Source organism: Plantactinospora sp. KBS50 (genome assembly GCF_002285795.1).
Taxonomy (GTDB): Bacteria; Actinomycetota; Actinomycetes; order Mycobacteriales; family Micromonosporaceae; genus KBS50.
The window spans coordinates 5,727,447-5,741,419 of the sequence record NZ_CP022961.1 but is presented as its reverse complement, the minus strand read 5'-3'; the positions used below and the strand labels follow the sequence as shown (position 1 = coordinate 5,741,419).

Sequence of the window (13,973 nt, the reverse complement as noted above, 5' to 3'; positions counted from 1 at the left end):
GGTCCGTCCCGCGCGCGTGCGGCGCCGGTCCGAGCTGCGCGCCGTCGTGCGTTGGCGCCTGTGACGCGGGTCAGTCCGACGGCGCCTGGCGGGCCGCCTCGATCCGCTCCCGGGCGCCGTCCAGCCAGCGCTGGCAGATCCCGGCCAGCCGCTCCCCGCGCTCCCAGAGCGCGAGGGAATCCTCCAGCGACGTGCCGCCGGCCTCCAGCCGCTCGACCACCGACGCCAACTCGGCGCGGGCCTGCTCGTAGCTCAGCCGCTCGTCCGGCTCGGTCCCGTTCGTCTTCTGCTCAGCCATGGCCGTCCCATCTCAGCACATCGCCGGTCCGGCAGCGGCTCAGGGCGCGTCCACGGTGGCGGCCAACTCGCCCTCGGCGAGGCGTACCCGGATCTGGTCACCCTTGCCGACCTCGGCCGCAGCGCGGACCACCTGCCCGTCGGCGCGCTGGACGATCGCGTACCCCCGGTCCAGCGTCGCGGCGGGGGAGAGCGCCCGCAGCCGGGCGAGGGTGTGCCGCAACTCGCCCTCGGCGCCGGCGAGCCGGTGGTCCAGGCAGCGCCGGCCGCGGTCGCGCAGCGCCGCGGCGTCGCCGGCCCGCTGATCCAGCATGACCTGCGGCCGGGCCAGCACCGGCCGGGAGCGCAGCCCGTCGAGCCGGTGCGACTCGCGGTCGATGAAGCCCGTGACGGCGCGGTCGAGGCGCTGCCGGGCCTGCCGGATCAGCCGCAGTTCCTCGCCCAGATCCGGCACGATCCGCTTGGCCGCGTCGGTGGGGGTGGAGGCGCGGACGTCGGCGACGTAGTCCACCAGCGGCGTGTCGGTCTCGTGCCCGATCGCGCTCACCACCGGCGTGCGGCAGGCGAACACGGCGCGGCACAGCGCCTCGTCGGAGAACGGCAACAGGTCCTCGACCCCGCCGCCGCCCCGGGCCAGGATGATCACGTCGACGCTCTCGTCGGCGTCCAGCACCGCGAGCGCGTCGAGGATCTGCGGCACGGCCGAGGGCCCCTGCACCGCGACGTTCATGGTCCGGAACTCCACGGACGGCCAGCGCCGCCGGGCGTTGCTCAGCACGTCGCGCTCGGCGGCCGAGGCGCGGCCGGTGATCAGCCCGACCCGGCCGGGCAGGAACGGCGGGCGCCGCTTGCGGGACCGGTCGAACAGGCCCTCGGCGGCGAGCAGCTTCTTGAGCTTCTCCAGCCGGGCCAGCAGCTCGCCGAGCCCGACCTGCCGGACCTGGTCGGCCCGCAGGCTGAGGGTGCCGCGGGCGGCGTAGAACTCCGGCCGGGCGTGCAGGACGATCCGCGCCCCCTCGCGCAGCTCGGGAGCGCCGGAGTCGAGGACGTCCCGGTTCGTGGTGACGGTGAGGCTGAGGTCCGCCGACGGGTCGCGCAGGGTGAGGAAGACCGTGGCCGCACCGGGGCGCCGGCTGATCTGCGCCACCTGGCCGTCCACCCAGACCCAGCCCAGCTTGGCGATCCACGCGCTCAGCTTCTGGCTGACCACCCGGACCGGCCACGGCTGGTCGGAACTGCTGGGCGGAATGTCGGGGGCGGCCACCCGGCCAGCCTACGGGCCGCCTCGCCAGATCCGGTCGGGGCGGGCCGGGAACGTAGGATGGGGTACGTGACCGACGCTCAGGTGACATCCCGGACCGGCAAGCGTGTGCTCCTGGCGAAGCCCCGCGGCTACTGCGCGGGGGTCGACCGGGCGGTGCAGACCGTCGAGGAGGCGCTCAAGCTCTACGGCGCACCCATCTACGTACGGAAACAGATCGTGCACAACAAGCACGTCGTCTCGACTCTGGAGCGGCAGGGCGCGATCTTCGTGGAGGAGAACGAGGAGGTCCCCGAGGGGGCCATCGTGATCTTCTCGGCGCACGGCGTCGCCCCGGAGGTGTACGAGCAGGCCCGCACCCGCTCCCTGCGGGCGATCGACGCCACCTGCCCGCTGGTCACGAAGGTGCACCAGGAGGCCCGCCGGTTCGCCGCGGAGGACTACGACATCCTGCTCATCGGCCACGAGGGCCACGAGGAGGTCATCGGCACCGCCGGCGAGGCCCCCGCGCACATCCAACTGGTGGACGGCCCCGAGCACGCCGACAGCATCACCGTGCGGGATCCGGAGAAGGTCGTCTGGCTCTCCCAGACCACCCTGTCGGTGGACGAGACGCTGGAGACCGTGGCCCGGCTCAAGCGCCGGCTGCCGCTGCTGCAGTCCCCGCCCAGCGACGACATCTGCTACGCCACCTCCAACCGGCAGCACGTGGTGAAGCAGATCGCCCCGGACTGCGACGTGGTGCTGGTGGTCGGCTCGCGCAACTCCTCCAACTCGGTCCGCCTCGTCGAGGTGGCGTTGGACGCCGGCGCCCGGGCCGGGCACCTGATCGACTACGCGTCCGAGATCCGGGACGAATGGCTCGCCGGTGCGGGCACGGTCGGCCTGACCTCGGGGGCGAGCGTCCCGGACGACCTGGTCATGCAGGTGCTCGACCACCTGGCCGAGCGCGGCTTCACCGACGTGGCCGAGGTGACCACCGCCGACGAACACCTGACGTTCGCGCTGCCGCGCGAGTTGAAGCGGGACATGAAGGCCGCCGAGGCGCGCCGGGCGCAGGAGGCGGCGGCGCTGGCGGCCAGCATCGACGAGCGCTGAGGGCCGGGAACGCGCGGCCGGGGTCGTACCGTCAAAGGTGGCATGAGCAGAACCACGTGGCTGGCCGCAGCCCTCGTCGTCGCCGGTCTCACCCTCGGAGGCTGCGGCGACGGGACCCCCGCGCCCGCACCGACCCGGTCCGGAGGTTCCCCGGTGACCAGCGTTCCGTCCGCCACCCCCAGCGGCTCCAGCGGTCCCAGCGAGCCGCCCGTCTCCTCGCCCCGGCCGAAGTCCCCGCCGCAGACCGTGCGGCCGCCCAAGCCGCCCACCAACCCCACCCCGGGCGCCCGCGTCACGATCACCGGCACCATCGCCCCCGGGGTCGAGGGCAACTGCCTCCTGCTGAACGGCTACCTGCTGGTGGGCGGTCCCCGGGACGTCCTGAAGCCCGGGGCGAGCGTCAGCGTCGACGGGCAGGTGCAGCCGGACATGGTGACCACCTGCCAGCAGGGCACCCCGCTGGTGGTGGAGAGCGCCCGCGCCTCCTGACCCGCGCCTCCTGACCCGCGCTTTCGGGTCCGGCAGCGCAACGGCAACGAAGATCGGACGGAGCCCGCCACCTGGTCCGGTGGCGGGCTCCGCGCAGCTGCGGCAGGCGCGTCCTAGCCGACGCTGCCGATGGTGACGGCGCCGCGGCCGACGACCGCGCCCTCATCGGTGACCACCCGCACCTCGCCGAACAACTGCCGGCCCGACTCGGGCGCCGCGTCGGCGGTGACCGTGCCGCTGATCGTGGCGCTGTCGCCGTACCCGAGGGTCACGGTCGAGGGCGACACCGAGACGCTGCCCAGCGAGGGCGAGTAGAACACGTCCCGGTAGTCGTACTCGGTGGTGCCGGCCGGCACCGAGTAGCCGTCGATCTCGATCTCGTACGTTCCCGGCGCCGGGTTGGCGATCGAGACCGACTCGTCGGAGTCGCCGTCCGCGGACCGGCCCACCTCGACCCCGTCCCTGCGGACGTAGAGATCGAGGTCGGCACTCGGGTCGCTCGGGTTCTTGATCCCGATGTCCAGCCGGGTGGCCCCGGCCGGCACCGTGACCTGGAACGTCTGCGTCTCGCCGTCGGCGATGCTCGGCCGGCCGGCGGCCGAACTGCCGAGCGGGCCGCCCTCGCCGTGCACGGTGACCGGCCCGAAGGCGTTGGTCACCGTCCAGGTCACCGGGGTGGGTTCACCCGCGGTGACGCTGGGCAGGTCGAGCACGGCCGGGTCGACCGTGACGCCCTGCACGCGGGCGGTGAGCTGGAACGGGTTGTTCAGCGCCGGCGAGGTCCGCCGCGCCTCGACCTCGATCTCCCAGATCCCCGGCAGCGGGTTCTGGTAGTCGCGTTCCTGCGGATTGCAGACGTTCGCATCCGAGTAGTTGGTGAAGCAGGCCGTGGACGCGGTGCTCTCCACCGGCACGCCGTACGGGTTGATCGCGATGAACCGGGTCTGCGAACCGGTCGCGATGCCGGAGAGGTTCACCTGGAGCGCGGCGGCGCCCTCGGGCACGGTGACGAAGTAGGATCGGGTCAGGTTCCGGTCGACCGAGCCGGCGGCGGAGTAGGCGAAGTCCGGCCGCTTGACCTGGTTGCCGATCACCACGCTCGCCATGACCTCGAAGTCCACCGCGGGGGTGGCCGGGTCGTCGACCCGCAGGATCGCCCCGTGCGCCCCCGCGTCGCCCTTCGCGGTCACCTGGATCTTGACGGTCTTGTTGAGCGGCAGTGCCACGTGCTTGGGCGCCTTGAAGGTCCCGTCGTTGCCCACCCAGCTCAGGTCGTGCTTGACCGTCCTGGTCGGCCCCGAGGTACGGGTGATCTTCACGGTATAGGTCTTGGCGACCCCGGGCCGCTGCCCGCCCGCGCCGGCCGAGCACCGGTTGTAGATGCCCGTGCCCTTGCCGGGCGTGGCCAGGTAGTCCGACAGCGGGGTGCAGACCGGAGCCTGGGAGGTGTAGGTCCGGGTCTCGATCCCGGTACGCAGCAGCGCCCAGGCGCCCGGGACGTTGAACTGGCCGTAGCCCTGGCCGTACGCCGGGGCGCCGTCGATCCACCTGGCCGAGCTGTAGATGGCCCGCCGCAGCGCGGCCGGGGTGACACCCCGGTCGGTGGCCTTGGCGGCCGACAGCAGCAGCGCCGCGGCGCCGGTCGCCTCCGGCGCGGCCATCGAGGTGCCGTTCAGCATCGAGTAGCCGGGCGGCAACGAGTAGCCGGCGTCCGGTACGGGCGCCCCCGCCTGCCAGAGCGGGGTGGTGGAGATCGCCGAGCCGGGCGCGGTGATGTTCGGCTTGAAACCGCCGTCCTCACGCGGTCCGCGGGACGAGAAGTTGAACAACTGGTACGGCGTGCGGGTGACCGAGCCGTAGTTGGCCAGCCAGGTCGCCCGGCTGATGCCGGCGGCGACGCTCACCACGTTGGTGGCCACGGACGGGTCGCCCACGGTGTTCACACCCGGCCCGGAGTTGCCGGCCGAGATGAACATCTGCACCCCGTAGTCGTCGATCAGGCGGTCGTAGAGCTGCGCCCGCGCGTTGTTGGCGTCGTTGAGCGCCGGCAGGCCGCCGATCGACATGTTGACCACGTCGACGTGCCGGTTGACCACCAGCTCGACCATGCCGTCGGTAAGCGCCGCGTAGGTGCAGCCGCCGCTCCAGCTACAGGCCCGGGCCGAGACCAGCTTGGCGCCCGGCGCCGCACCGTTGAACTCGGCGTTGCCGAACATGTTGTACGCCGCCGTGATGCCGGCCACGTGCGATCCGTGCTGCGCCTCGACGATGCCGATGTTGACGAAGTCGGTCGTCTGCCCCACGTACGGGCCGCCGTAGGGGCTGAGGTCGACGTCCTGCCGGTACTCCACGGTGAACGGCATCTGCTCGCGGAGCGGGGTGGCCGGGTCGTCGGTGCCGAAGTGGCCCACGTCGTACCGCTCCCGGTACGGCCGCATGACGGCGTCGTCGGTGAAGTCGTTGTTCTGGTTGGTGTCCACCCGGATGTCGTGGCTGACCGGGTCGTAGAGGATCCCGAAGGTGTCGGTGGTGTCGCCGTCCCGGTTCACGTCGCCGCCGGGGTCGCCGCCGGCCGTGATCGACTCGGAGAACCGGTTGACCCGCCACGTGCCGGCCGGCGCGGTCCAGGTGGCCCCGGCGTAGCTGAACGTCGGGCCGGTGACCTCGGTGAGCATGGCCCGCCAGGTGCCGTCGCCGTCGTAGATCGGGTCGGTGGCGGTGAACCAGTCGACGATCTTCCGCTCTCCGGTGGAGGTGGTCTGGAGGGCGGGGTTGTCCAGGTCGACGCCGGAGTCCATGATGCCGATGGTCACGCCCCGGCCGTCCCACTCCGGGTGCGCCCGCTTGAAGGAGACGGCACCCGTCTCGTTCGTCGGCAGGTACGGGTTGGCCGCCGGGGTGTCCGGTCCCGGTGCGTCGACGGCGACGGTGCCGGCGCTGCCGTCGGCCGCGGTCACCGGCTCCGGCTTCGGCAGCGGAATGGTCTCGTCGAGGTCGACCGCCGTCACACCGGGCAGCTTCGCGGCCTTGAGCACGGCGGCCGTCGGCACCTGCGCGCGGACGTAGCCGACGGCGTCGACCTCCTTGCCGACGGTGCCGCCGAGCTTCGCGAGCCCGCTCGCGACCTCCCTGGCCCGCCCCTTGTCGGTGGCGATGATCAGCATGACGGTCTTCTGGCGCTTGGCCTTCGCCGTGGCCAGCAGGTCCATGTCGTGCGCGCCGAGGGTACGCGCGGGGGAGTCCTTCAGGGTGTCCGGATCGTTCGCCGGGTCGGCGCTGGCGCTCGCGCCGCCGGCAAGCGCCGCCGCGCCGACCGCCAGGACGGAGGTGAGGAGTCCGGCGCAGGCGCGCCGGGTCCAGTTCGGGGGTTGGTCACCGTCTCTTCCTCCAGAAGAGGCCCCATCGACGTGGGGCGGGTGTGACGCATCCTTCATTCATCGGCGGCCATGTGTCACTACCGTGGGCGGCGTTGTGATGGCGCCGTGACATAGTGCGATCGACATTAGTAATTGTCGCGAAGCAACCGGTGCTCCTCGGCGTCAGCCATCGACCGGTCCACCAACTCCGGCGCCTGCGGCGCCCGGGGAGCCAGCTCCACCTGCGGCGGAGCCACCAACTCCGTGCCGGAGACGCCGAGATCGGCGAGCTTGCGCGCGCTGACCAGGACCCGCGCCTCCAGCGAGCCCACCGCCCGGTTGTACGCGGTCACCGCCGTACCGAGGGCGTTGCCCAGCCGGCTCACGTGGTCGCCCAGAGTGGACAGCCGGCCGTACAGCTCGCGGGCCAGCTCGTGCACGGCCACCGCGTTGCGGGCCAGCGCCTCCTGCCGCCAGGCGTAGGCCACCGTCCGCAGCAGCGCCACCAGCGTGGCCGGGGTGGCCAGCACGATGTTGCGGGCGAAGGCGTGCTCCAGCAGCGTCGGGTCCCGTTGCAGCGCCACGTCCAGGAACGGGTCCGCCGGCACGAACAGCACCACGAACTCGGGCGCGGACGGGAAGGCCGCCCAGTACGACTTGGCCGACAGGGCGTCCACGTGCGAGCGCAGCGCCCGGGCGTGCGCGTCGAGCTGGCCGTTGCGGGTCCGCTCGTCCCGGGCCTCCATGGCGGACAGGTACGCGTCGAACGGCGCCTTCGCGTCCACCACCACCGACCGGCCTCCGTGCAGCCGGACCACCAGGTCGGGGCGTACCACGCCCTGACCGTCGGCGCTCGCGGTGACCTGCTCGGCGAAGTCGCAGTGCTCCAGCATGCCGGCCGCCTCCACGATCCGCCGGAGCTGGTGCTCACCCCACCGGCCGCGCACCTGCGGGGCACGCAGCGCCGCGACGAGCTGCTTGGTCTCGGTGCGCAGCTCACCGGAGACCGTGCTCATCGCGCGGACCTGCTCGCGCAGTTCGGCGTACGCGTCGACCCGCTCGCGTTCCAGCTCGGCCACCCGCAGCTCGTACCGGCGCAGCGTCTCGTGCAGCGGTGCCACCGCCCGCGCGACCGCCTCCTGCGACTGGGCCGTGGCCTCGTAGGACAGTGCCCGCATCGACTGCTCCAGCCGGCCCTCACCGTCCCGGGTGGCCTGCAGAGTGGCCTCCAGCCGGGCAATCTGCGCAGCGGACCGGGCACGCCCGGCGAACCATCCGAGCGCCGCGCCGACTGCAAGGCAGATCAGCACCACGGCCACCGTCGAGGCATCCATCCAGGCAAGCTTGCCAGTTTCCTGCGACGGGACAGCGCTGGGTACCGTTCAGGGATGGATGGTGTCCTGCTGGTCGTGTTGCTGTTGATGCTCGGAGGTGCGTTCGTGTTCTGGCGTCGAGGGGCAGGTCGCGAGAAGCCGCGGCGCTGGCGGACGCCCGCGCCGAGGCGCAGCGCTGGTACGAGCGCCTTGGTGGGCAGTTGATGAACCTGCACGGTGACGAGCCGGCGGTACGGCAGGCGCTCGTCGACGCGGGGGAGCGGTACAACGCGGCCGGCAGCCAGCTGGAACAGGCCCGGACGGCCAAGCAGTTCGAACTCGCCCGGGAAACCGCGCTGGAGGGTCTGACCTACATCCGCGCCGCCCGGACCGCCATGGGCATCGATCCGGGTCCCGAGCTGCCGGCGTTGGCCGCCGCCCGCGGGGTCGGGCAGCTGACCAAGGAACGCGAGGTCGACGTGCAGGGGCAGACGTTCCGGGCCGGCCCGCAGCCGGGACAGGACACCCCGTACTACTACCCGGGCGGCCGCTACCAGGGCCGGCCGGTGCCCGCCGGGTGGTACTCGACCCCCTGGTGGAAGACCGCCCTCGGCGCCGGGGCGGGTGTGGTCGGCGGGATGCTGATCGCCGACGCGCTCTTCTCGCCCGCCTGGGGCGACCCGGGGCACAGCTACGAGGCCGGCTACCAGGAGGGTTTCCAAGACGGCTTCGGAGACGGTGACGGTGGCGGGGACGGCGGGGGCGACGGCGGCCAGGACTTCGCCGACTCCGGCGACTGGGGCGGCGGTGGCGACTTCGGCGGTGGCGACTTCGGCGGCGGCGACTTCGGAGGCGACTTCTAGAGTGGTCCGGGCTTCCGGCCGGCGGATGGTAGGGCTGGCCGGATGGTCCGGTCCGGGTCCGCGGGGCAGCATGTGAGGCGTGAGCGTGCAGACATCTCCGGCGGATCCGGCGGATGCGGCGTACCCGGTCCGGTTCGGCGCGGCCCGCGCCTGGCTGTTCGGGCTGGGGCTGGCCGCCGTGGCGGTGGGGCTGGTGACGGCGGTCGCGCAGGCGCTCGGCCGGTTCCACTGGTGGGCCGGCTTCGTGCTGACCCCGGGTGCCCTGATCGCCGCCTGCGGCGTACCGCTGCTGGTCCGCGGCGGTAGCCGGGCGCTCGTCGGCTACGTCGTGGCCTGCCTGGGGGTGCTGGTCTCCGCCGTCGGGGCCCTGCTGATGCTGGCGGCGATGGGCTTCGGCTGGCCGCTGATGATCAGCCTGCCGGCGCTGTCGATCGCCGGCACCTACCTCTGGCGGCCGGAGCATCCGCTGCTGCGGGTGCTGCACCGGACGGTCGCCCTGCTGGGCCTGGTCGTCGTCGGGCTCGGCGTCGCGTTCCTGCTGGGGCACACCGGCCGGGTGCGACTGCCGGCCGGCTGGTGGGGCGCCTTCCTCATGGCGGCCGGCCTGGTGATCGCCGCGAACGGGGTGGAGGCGGCCCGGCACCGGATGCCGTACCGGCTGCCGGCGGTCACCCTGGCGATCGGTCCGGCGGTGCTGGCGTTCCTGCTCGGCCTGCGCTTCCTGCGCGGGTTCTGACCCCCCGGTGCCGCCGCTCCCGGTTCTGACACCCCGGTTCTGACGCCCAGCGTGCTGACACCCCGGTTCTGGCACCCCGGTGCTGACACCCCCGGTGCCGCCGCTCCCGGGTGCTGACGCCCAGGGTGCTGGCATCCCCGGCGCGTCCCTCACACCAGGCTGTCGCGCCACTGCTGGTGCAGCGCGGCGTACCGGCCGCCGGTGTCGACCAGCTCGCCCGGCGGCCCGTCCTCGACGATCCGACCCTGTTCGAGCACCAGCACCCGGTCGGCGATCTCCACGGTCGACAGCCGGTGCGCGATCACCAGCGCGGTGCGTTCGTGCAGGATGGTCCGCAGCGCCCGCTGCACCAGCCGTTCGCTCGGCACGTCCAGCGCCGAGGTGGCCTCGTCGAGGATCAGCACCGCCGGGTCGGCGAGGAACGCCCGGGCGAACGCCACGAGCTGCCGCTGCCCGGCGGAGAGCCGGCCGCCCCGGCGGTGCACGTCGGTGTCGTAGCCGTCCGGAAGGGCGGCGATGAAGCCGTCGGCGCCGATCGCTTGGGCCGCCGCCACCACCTGCTCGTCGGTGGCCTCGGGACGGCCGAAGCGGATGTTGTCCGCCACGGTGCCGGCGAACAGGTGGGTCTCCTGGGTGACCATCACCACCGCCCGCCGCAGGTCGCCCTCGGCGACGTCGCGCAGGTTCACCCCGTCCAGCAGGACGCTGCCGCCGGTCGGGTCGTAGAACCGGGAGACCAGCTTGGCGATGGTGGACTTGCCGGCGCCGGTCGCCCCGACCAGCGCCACGGTCTGCCCGGCCGGCACCGCGAGGTCGAGTTCGGGCAGGATCAGCGTGTCCGGCCGGTAGCCGAAGCTCACGCCCCGGAACTCGATCCGGCCGCGTCCGGCTCCCGTGGGCAGCGCGACGGGCGGGTCCGGCTCGGCCACCGCCGGACGTTCGTCCAGTACGCCGGAGAGCTTCTCCAGCGCGGCGGTGGCCGACTGGAGGGAGTTGTAGAACTGGCTCAGCTCCTGCATCGGCTCGAAGAAGCGGCGCAGGTAGAGCAGGAACGCCGCCAGCACGCCGACGCCCATCCGGCCGTGCAGCACCCGCCAACCGCCGTAGGTGAGCACCACCGCGATGGTGACGTTGCCGATCACCTTGATGCCCGGCGAGTACTTGGCGAGCAGCCGGAAGGCGCGCAGGTTCACCTTCCGGTAGTCCTCGTTCACCGCGTCGAAGATCTGCTGGTTGCGCGGCTCCCGACGGAACGCCTGCACCGCGCGGATGCCGCCGAGCGACTCGACGAAGTGCACGATCACCAGCGCGATGGCCTCGCGGGTGCGCCGGTAGGCCACCGCGCTGGCCCGGGCGAACCAGACCGACAGCGCGAGCAGGAACGGGAAGGCCAGCAGCGTCGCGGCGGCCAGCGGGGTGTCCAGCCAGAGCAGGATGCCGGCCACCGAGACGATCGACAGGGCGGCCAGCACGAGGTCGTCGATGCCGCCGTCGGCGAGTTCGGCGATCGAGTCCATGTCGCTGGTCAACCGGGCCACCACCCGGCCGGAGGTGTACCGCTCGTGGAAGCCGACGGACAGCCGCAGGAAGTGGTCGTACACCCGGCGGCGCAGGTCGAACAGCACGGCCTGGCCGATCCGGGCGGACAGGGTGAGGAAGCCGCGCTTGCCCGCGTAGTCGGCGAAGGCGGCCAGCACGAAGACCACGCCGATCGCGGTCAGCGGCGCCCAGTTCCCGGCCTTGAGCGGCCCGATCGCCCGGTCGATGCCGAGCATCACCAGGTACGGTCCGGCCATCGCCGCGGCGTTCTGCACGAGCAGCAGCAGCACCGTCACGAGCAGCAGCCGCCGGTGCGGGCGGAGCAGCGAACGCAGCAGCGCCCGGCTGCGGGCGCGCAGCAGCGCCACCGCGAGCGCGCTGGTGTCCTCGGCGGCGGTCCGGTCGGCGTCGACATCGACGGCCCGGCCCCGCCAACTGGCGATGTCCGGGCGCGTCCCGTCGGTCGGCGGTCCGGTCGGCGAGGCGGTCCGGTCGGTCGAGGTGCCGAGCGTCATGAGCGGGCCAGCCCCCACTCGTCGGCGGTCGCCGGTCCCGTCGCCGCCGGCTCGCCGCCGGTGTCCGCGCTGGCGTCACCGGCGGCGTCCGCAGCGGCGTCCGCGGTGACGGCTTCCCCGATCGCGGCTTCCCCGATCGCGGCGTCCGCGGCGGCATCGCCGGCGGCCAGCACGGCCCGGTACGCCGGCACCGTGGCCAGCAGTTCGGAGTGGCTGCCCACGGCGGTGATCCGGCCCCCCTCCAGCAGCGCCACCCGGTCGGCCAGCGACACGGTCGACGGCCGGTGCACCACCACCAGCGCGGTGGTGCCGCGCAGCACCCGGGCGAGCGCCCGCTCCACCAGCGCCTCGGTGTGCACGTCCAGCGCGGACAGCGGGTCGTCCAGCACCAGCACCCGGGGCCGGCTGAGCACCGCGCGGGCCAGCGCGAGCCGCTGCCGCTGTCCACCGGACAGCGACAGCCCCTGCTCGCCGATCCGGGTCGACAGCCCCCACGGCAGCTCGTACACGAAGTCGGCCTGCGCCACCGCGAGCGCGGCGCGGACCTCCTCCTCGTCGGCGTCCGGGCGGCCGAGGGTGAGGTTCTCCCAGACCGACATCGAGAAGAGCGTGGGCTCCTCGAAGGCGGCCGCCACCACGTGCCGCAGCGAGTCGAGCTTGACGTCCCGCACGTCCCGGCCGTCCAGCAGGATCCGGCCGCCGGTGACGTCGTGCAGCCGGGGCAGCAGGGACAGCAGGGTGGTCTTGCCGCTGCCGGTGGCGCCCACGATGGCCACCGTCTCACCGGGTTCGACGATCAGGTCGATGCCGCGCAGCACCGGCGCCGGCGTGCCGGGGTAGCCGAAGTGAACGTCCTCGAAGCGTACGGCGCCGGACGTGCCGGCCGGGTCGACCGCGACCGCGTCGGGCCGGTCCATGATCTCCGGCTCGGTGTCCAGCACCTCCTGGATCCGGTCCGCGGCCGTCATCGCCTCCTGCCCGTTCGCGATGATCCAGCCGAGCGACTCGACCGGCCAGACCAGCATCAGCTGGAGCGAGACGAACGCGACGAGTTCGCCGATGGTGAGCGCGCCACGGGCCGCGGCGATGGTCCCGGCGACCAGCACCGCCGCCATGGTCAGGTTGGGCACCAGGTCGAACTCGGCCGAGGTACGGGCGAGCAGCCGGCTCTTGCGCACCGCCGTGTCCCGCAGCTCGCGGGCGCTGTCGGTGAACTGGAGGCTCATCCGCGGCCGCCGGCCGTACGCCTTGATCGTGCGCAGTCCCTGCGCGGACTCCTCGACCAGCGTGGCGACGTCGCCGAGCTGGTCCTGCATGCGCCGCGAGGCGGCCAGGTAGTACCGGGTGAACCTGCGGCTGACCAGGAACAACGGCACGGCGCTGGCGCCCACGAGCAGGCCGAGCGGCCAGTTCAGCCCGATCAGCAGCGCCACCACGGTCAGGTACGTGATCAGGTTGACGACGAGGAAGATCAGCCCGAACGAGAGGAACCGGCGGATCACCGACAGGTCGCTGGTGGCCCGGGACAGCAACTGGCCGGACTGCCAGCGGTCGTGGAAGCCCACCGGCAGCCGCTGGAGGTGGGCGTAGAGGTCGGTGCGGATCGCCGCCTCGATGCCGGTGGCCGAGGAGGCCTGCACCCAGCGGCGGACGAAGATCAGCAGGGCCTCCAGGAGGCCCAGCGCCAGGGCCAGGCCGCCCAGCCAGAGCAGCCCGGCCCGGTCGTGGTGGGCGATGGGGCCGTCCACGACCTGCCGTACCACCAGCGGTACGGAGATGCTGGCCCCGGTGGACGCGAGCGCGGCGAGGATCAGCCAGACGAGTTGACCGGCGTACGGCCGAACGTACCGGCGCAGCCGCCACAGGTTGTGCAAGGAGTGCCGCCCCCCGGCCACCCGCCCCGCGTTGTCATCACGAGTAGCAGGCACATACCCGACCGTACCGGCCGGATGCGACGCTCCGGGAGTCAGGTTGTCGTCAACCGCCGTTCGTGACCGAGAAGCCACTTCTTCACGTCCAGCCCCCACCGGTAGCCGCCCAGGCTGCCGTCCGTGCGCAGCACCCGGTGACAGGGGACCAGGAGGGCTACCGCGTTGTACGCGCAGGCCGCCGCGGCCGCCCGGACCGCCCGGGGTCGGCCGGTCAGCTCCGCGAAGCCGGTGTAGGTGACCGGCTGGCCGGGCTTGACCTCGCGCAGCGTCCGCCACGCCCGGTCGCGGAACTCGCCGCCGGTGTGCTGGCGGACCGGCACCGCGTCCAGCGCGTCGAGCCGGCCGTCCAGGTAATCGGCGACGGCCCGGGTGGCGGCGCCCGCGTCCGGCAGGGCCCGGACCGGGGCGCGCAGGCTGGGATGGACGAGGGCGAGCAGCGGGTCGGTGTCGGTGGTGAAGCCCGCGGCCCGCACCGCGCCGTCGGGATCGACAAGCACGGTGAACGCTCCGACCGGGGTGTCGACGGTGCTGCTGGTCAGGATGGTCATGCCGATTCCTCCATGGATGCGGGCGCC

At 73.1% G+C, this 13,973-nt stretch carries 10 protein-coding genes and 1 pseudogene; 4 read left to right on the top strand and 7 right to left on the bottom strand.

Going from position 1 to position 13,973, the window contains the following annotated elements:
• Positions 1–70: 70 nt before the first annotated feature.
• Positions 71–298 carry an exodeoxyribonuclease VII small subunit gene (locus tag CIK06_RS24750; protein ID WP_095566821.1) on the bottom strand — a complete coding sequence of 76 codons (228 nt, stop codon included), beginning with the start codon at positions 296–298 and terminating at the stop codon, positions 71–73.
• Between the two features lie 39 nt (positions 299–337).
• Positions 338–1,561 carry an exodeoxyribonuclease VII large subunit gene (gene xseA, locus CIK06_RS24745; RefSeq protein WP_095566820.1) on the bottom strand — a complete coding sequence of 408 codons (1,224 nt, stop codon included), beginning with the start codon at positions 1,559–1,561 and terminating at the stop codon, positions 338–340.
• 57 nt (positions 1,562–1,618) lie between these two features.
• Here xseA and CIK06_RS24740 point away from each other — a divergent pair, with 57 nt between their 5' ends.
• Together CIK06_RS24740 and CIK06_RS24735 are read left to right on the top strand one after the other, a co-directional pair.
• Complete coding sequence (locus tag CIK06_RS24740; RefSeq protein ID WP_095566819.1) at positions 1,619–2,656, top strand: 4-hydroxy-3-methylbut-2-enyl diphosphate reductase; 1,038 nt, start codon at positions 1,619–1,621, stop codon at positions 2,654–2,656.
• 42 nt (positions 2,657–2,698) lie between these two features.
• Positions 2,699–3,145 (top strand): hypothetical protein, encoded by a 447-nt coding sequence (locus tag CIK06_RS24735; protein WP_095566818.1) that lies wholly within the window; start codon positions 2,699–2,701, stop codon positions 3,143–3,145.
• Positions 3,146–3,258: 113 nt separating this feature from the next.
• Here CIK06_RS24735 and CIK06_RS24730 read toward each other — a convergent pair whose 3' ends face one another.
• Positions 3,259–6,579 (bottom strand): S8 family serine peptidase, encoded by a 3,321-nt coding sequence (locus CIK06_RS24730; protein WP_095566817.1) that lies wholly within the window; start codon positions 6,577–6,579, stop codon positions 3,259–3,261.
• A 68-nt stretch (positions 6,580–6,647) separates the two neighbouring features.
• Positions 6,648–7,835, bottom strand: coding sequence for a DNA recombination protein RmuC (locus tag CIK06_RS24725; protein ID WP_095566816.1), 1,188 nt, complete (start codon positions 7,833–7,835; stop codon positions 6,648–6,650).
• Between the two features lie 87 nt (positions 7,836–7,922).
• Between CIK06_RS24725 and CIK06_RS24720 the strand changes: the two are divergent.
• Positions 7,923–8,677 (top strand): annotated as a pseudogene (locus CIK06_RS24720) (hypothetical protein).
• Positions 8,678–8,756: 79 nt separating this feature from the next.
• Entirely contained in the window at positions 8,757–9,413 is a 657-nt protein-coding gene (locus tag CIK06_RS24715) for a hypothetical protein (protein WP_232533842.1), read from the top strand.
• Positions 9,414–9,562: 149 nt separating this feature from the next.
• On the opposite strand, the gene CIK06_RS24710 is transcribed toward CIK06_RS24715, so the two are convergent.
• Genes CIK06_RS24710 through CIK06_RS24700 form a run of 3 tightly spaced genes read right to left on the bottom strand, consistent with a single transcriptional unit; the run spans position 9,563 to position 13,946 of the window.
• The gene (locus CIK06_RS24710) at positions 9,563–11,467 is read right to left on the bottom strand and encodes an ABC transporter ATP-binding protein (protein WP_095566815.1); all 1,905 of its coding nucleotides are present in this window, start codon (positions 11,465–11,467) and stop codon (positions 9,563–9,565) included.
• Positions 11,464–13,395 (bottom strand): ABC transporter ATP-binding protein, encoded by a 1,932-nt coding sequence (locus CIK06_RS24705; RefSeq protein ID WP_095566814.1) that lies wholly within the window; start codon positions 13,393–13,395, stop codon positions 11,464–11,466. The genes CIK06_RS24710 and CIK06_RS24705 overlap by 4 nt, the downstream gene beginning before the upstream one ends.
• Before the next feature lie 38 nt (positions 13,396–13,433).
• Positions 13,434–13,946: a methylated-DNA--[protein]-cysteine S-methyltransferase gene (locus CIK06_RS24700; protein WP_095566813.1), complete on the bottom strand. Its 513-nt coding sequence runs from the start codon at positions 13,944–13,946 to the stop codon at positions 13,434–13,436.
• Positions 13,947–13,973 lie beyond the last annotated feature (27 nt).

Bases quoted from the DNA above. Each gene is read 5' to 3' on its own strand.
- CIK06_RS24750 (WP_095566821.1), bottom strand. From the start codon at position 298: ATGGCTGAGCAGAAGACGAACGGGACCGAGCCGGACGAGCGGCTGAGC.
- CIK06_RS24740 (WP_095566819.1), top strand. From the start codon at position 1,619: ATGGGGTACGTGACCGACGCTCAGGTGACATCCCGGACCGGCAAGCGT.
- CIK06_RS24735 (WP_095566818.1), top strand. From the start codon at position 2,699: ATGAGCAGAACCACGTGGCTGGCCGCAGCCCTCGTCGTCGCCGGTCTC.
- CIK06_RS24730 (WP_095566817.1), bottom strand. From the start codon at position 6,579: ATGAAGGATGCGTCACACCCGCCCCACGTCGATGGGGCCTCTTCTGGA.
- CIK06_RS24725 (WP_095566816.1), bottom strand. From the start codon at position 7,835: ATGGATGCCTCGACGGTGGCCGTGGTGCTGATCTGCCTTGCAGTCGGC.
- CIK06_RS24710 (WP_095566815.1), bottom strand. From the start codon at position 11,467: ATGACGCTCGGCACCTCGACCGACCGGACCGCCTCGCCGACCGGACCG.
- CIK06_RS24700 (WP_095566813.1), bottom strand. From the start codon at position 13,946: ATGACCATCCTGACCAGCAGCACCGTCGACACCCCGGTCGGAGCGTTC.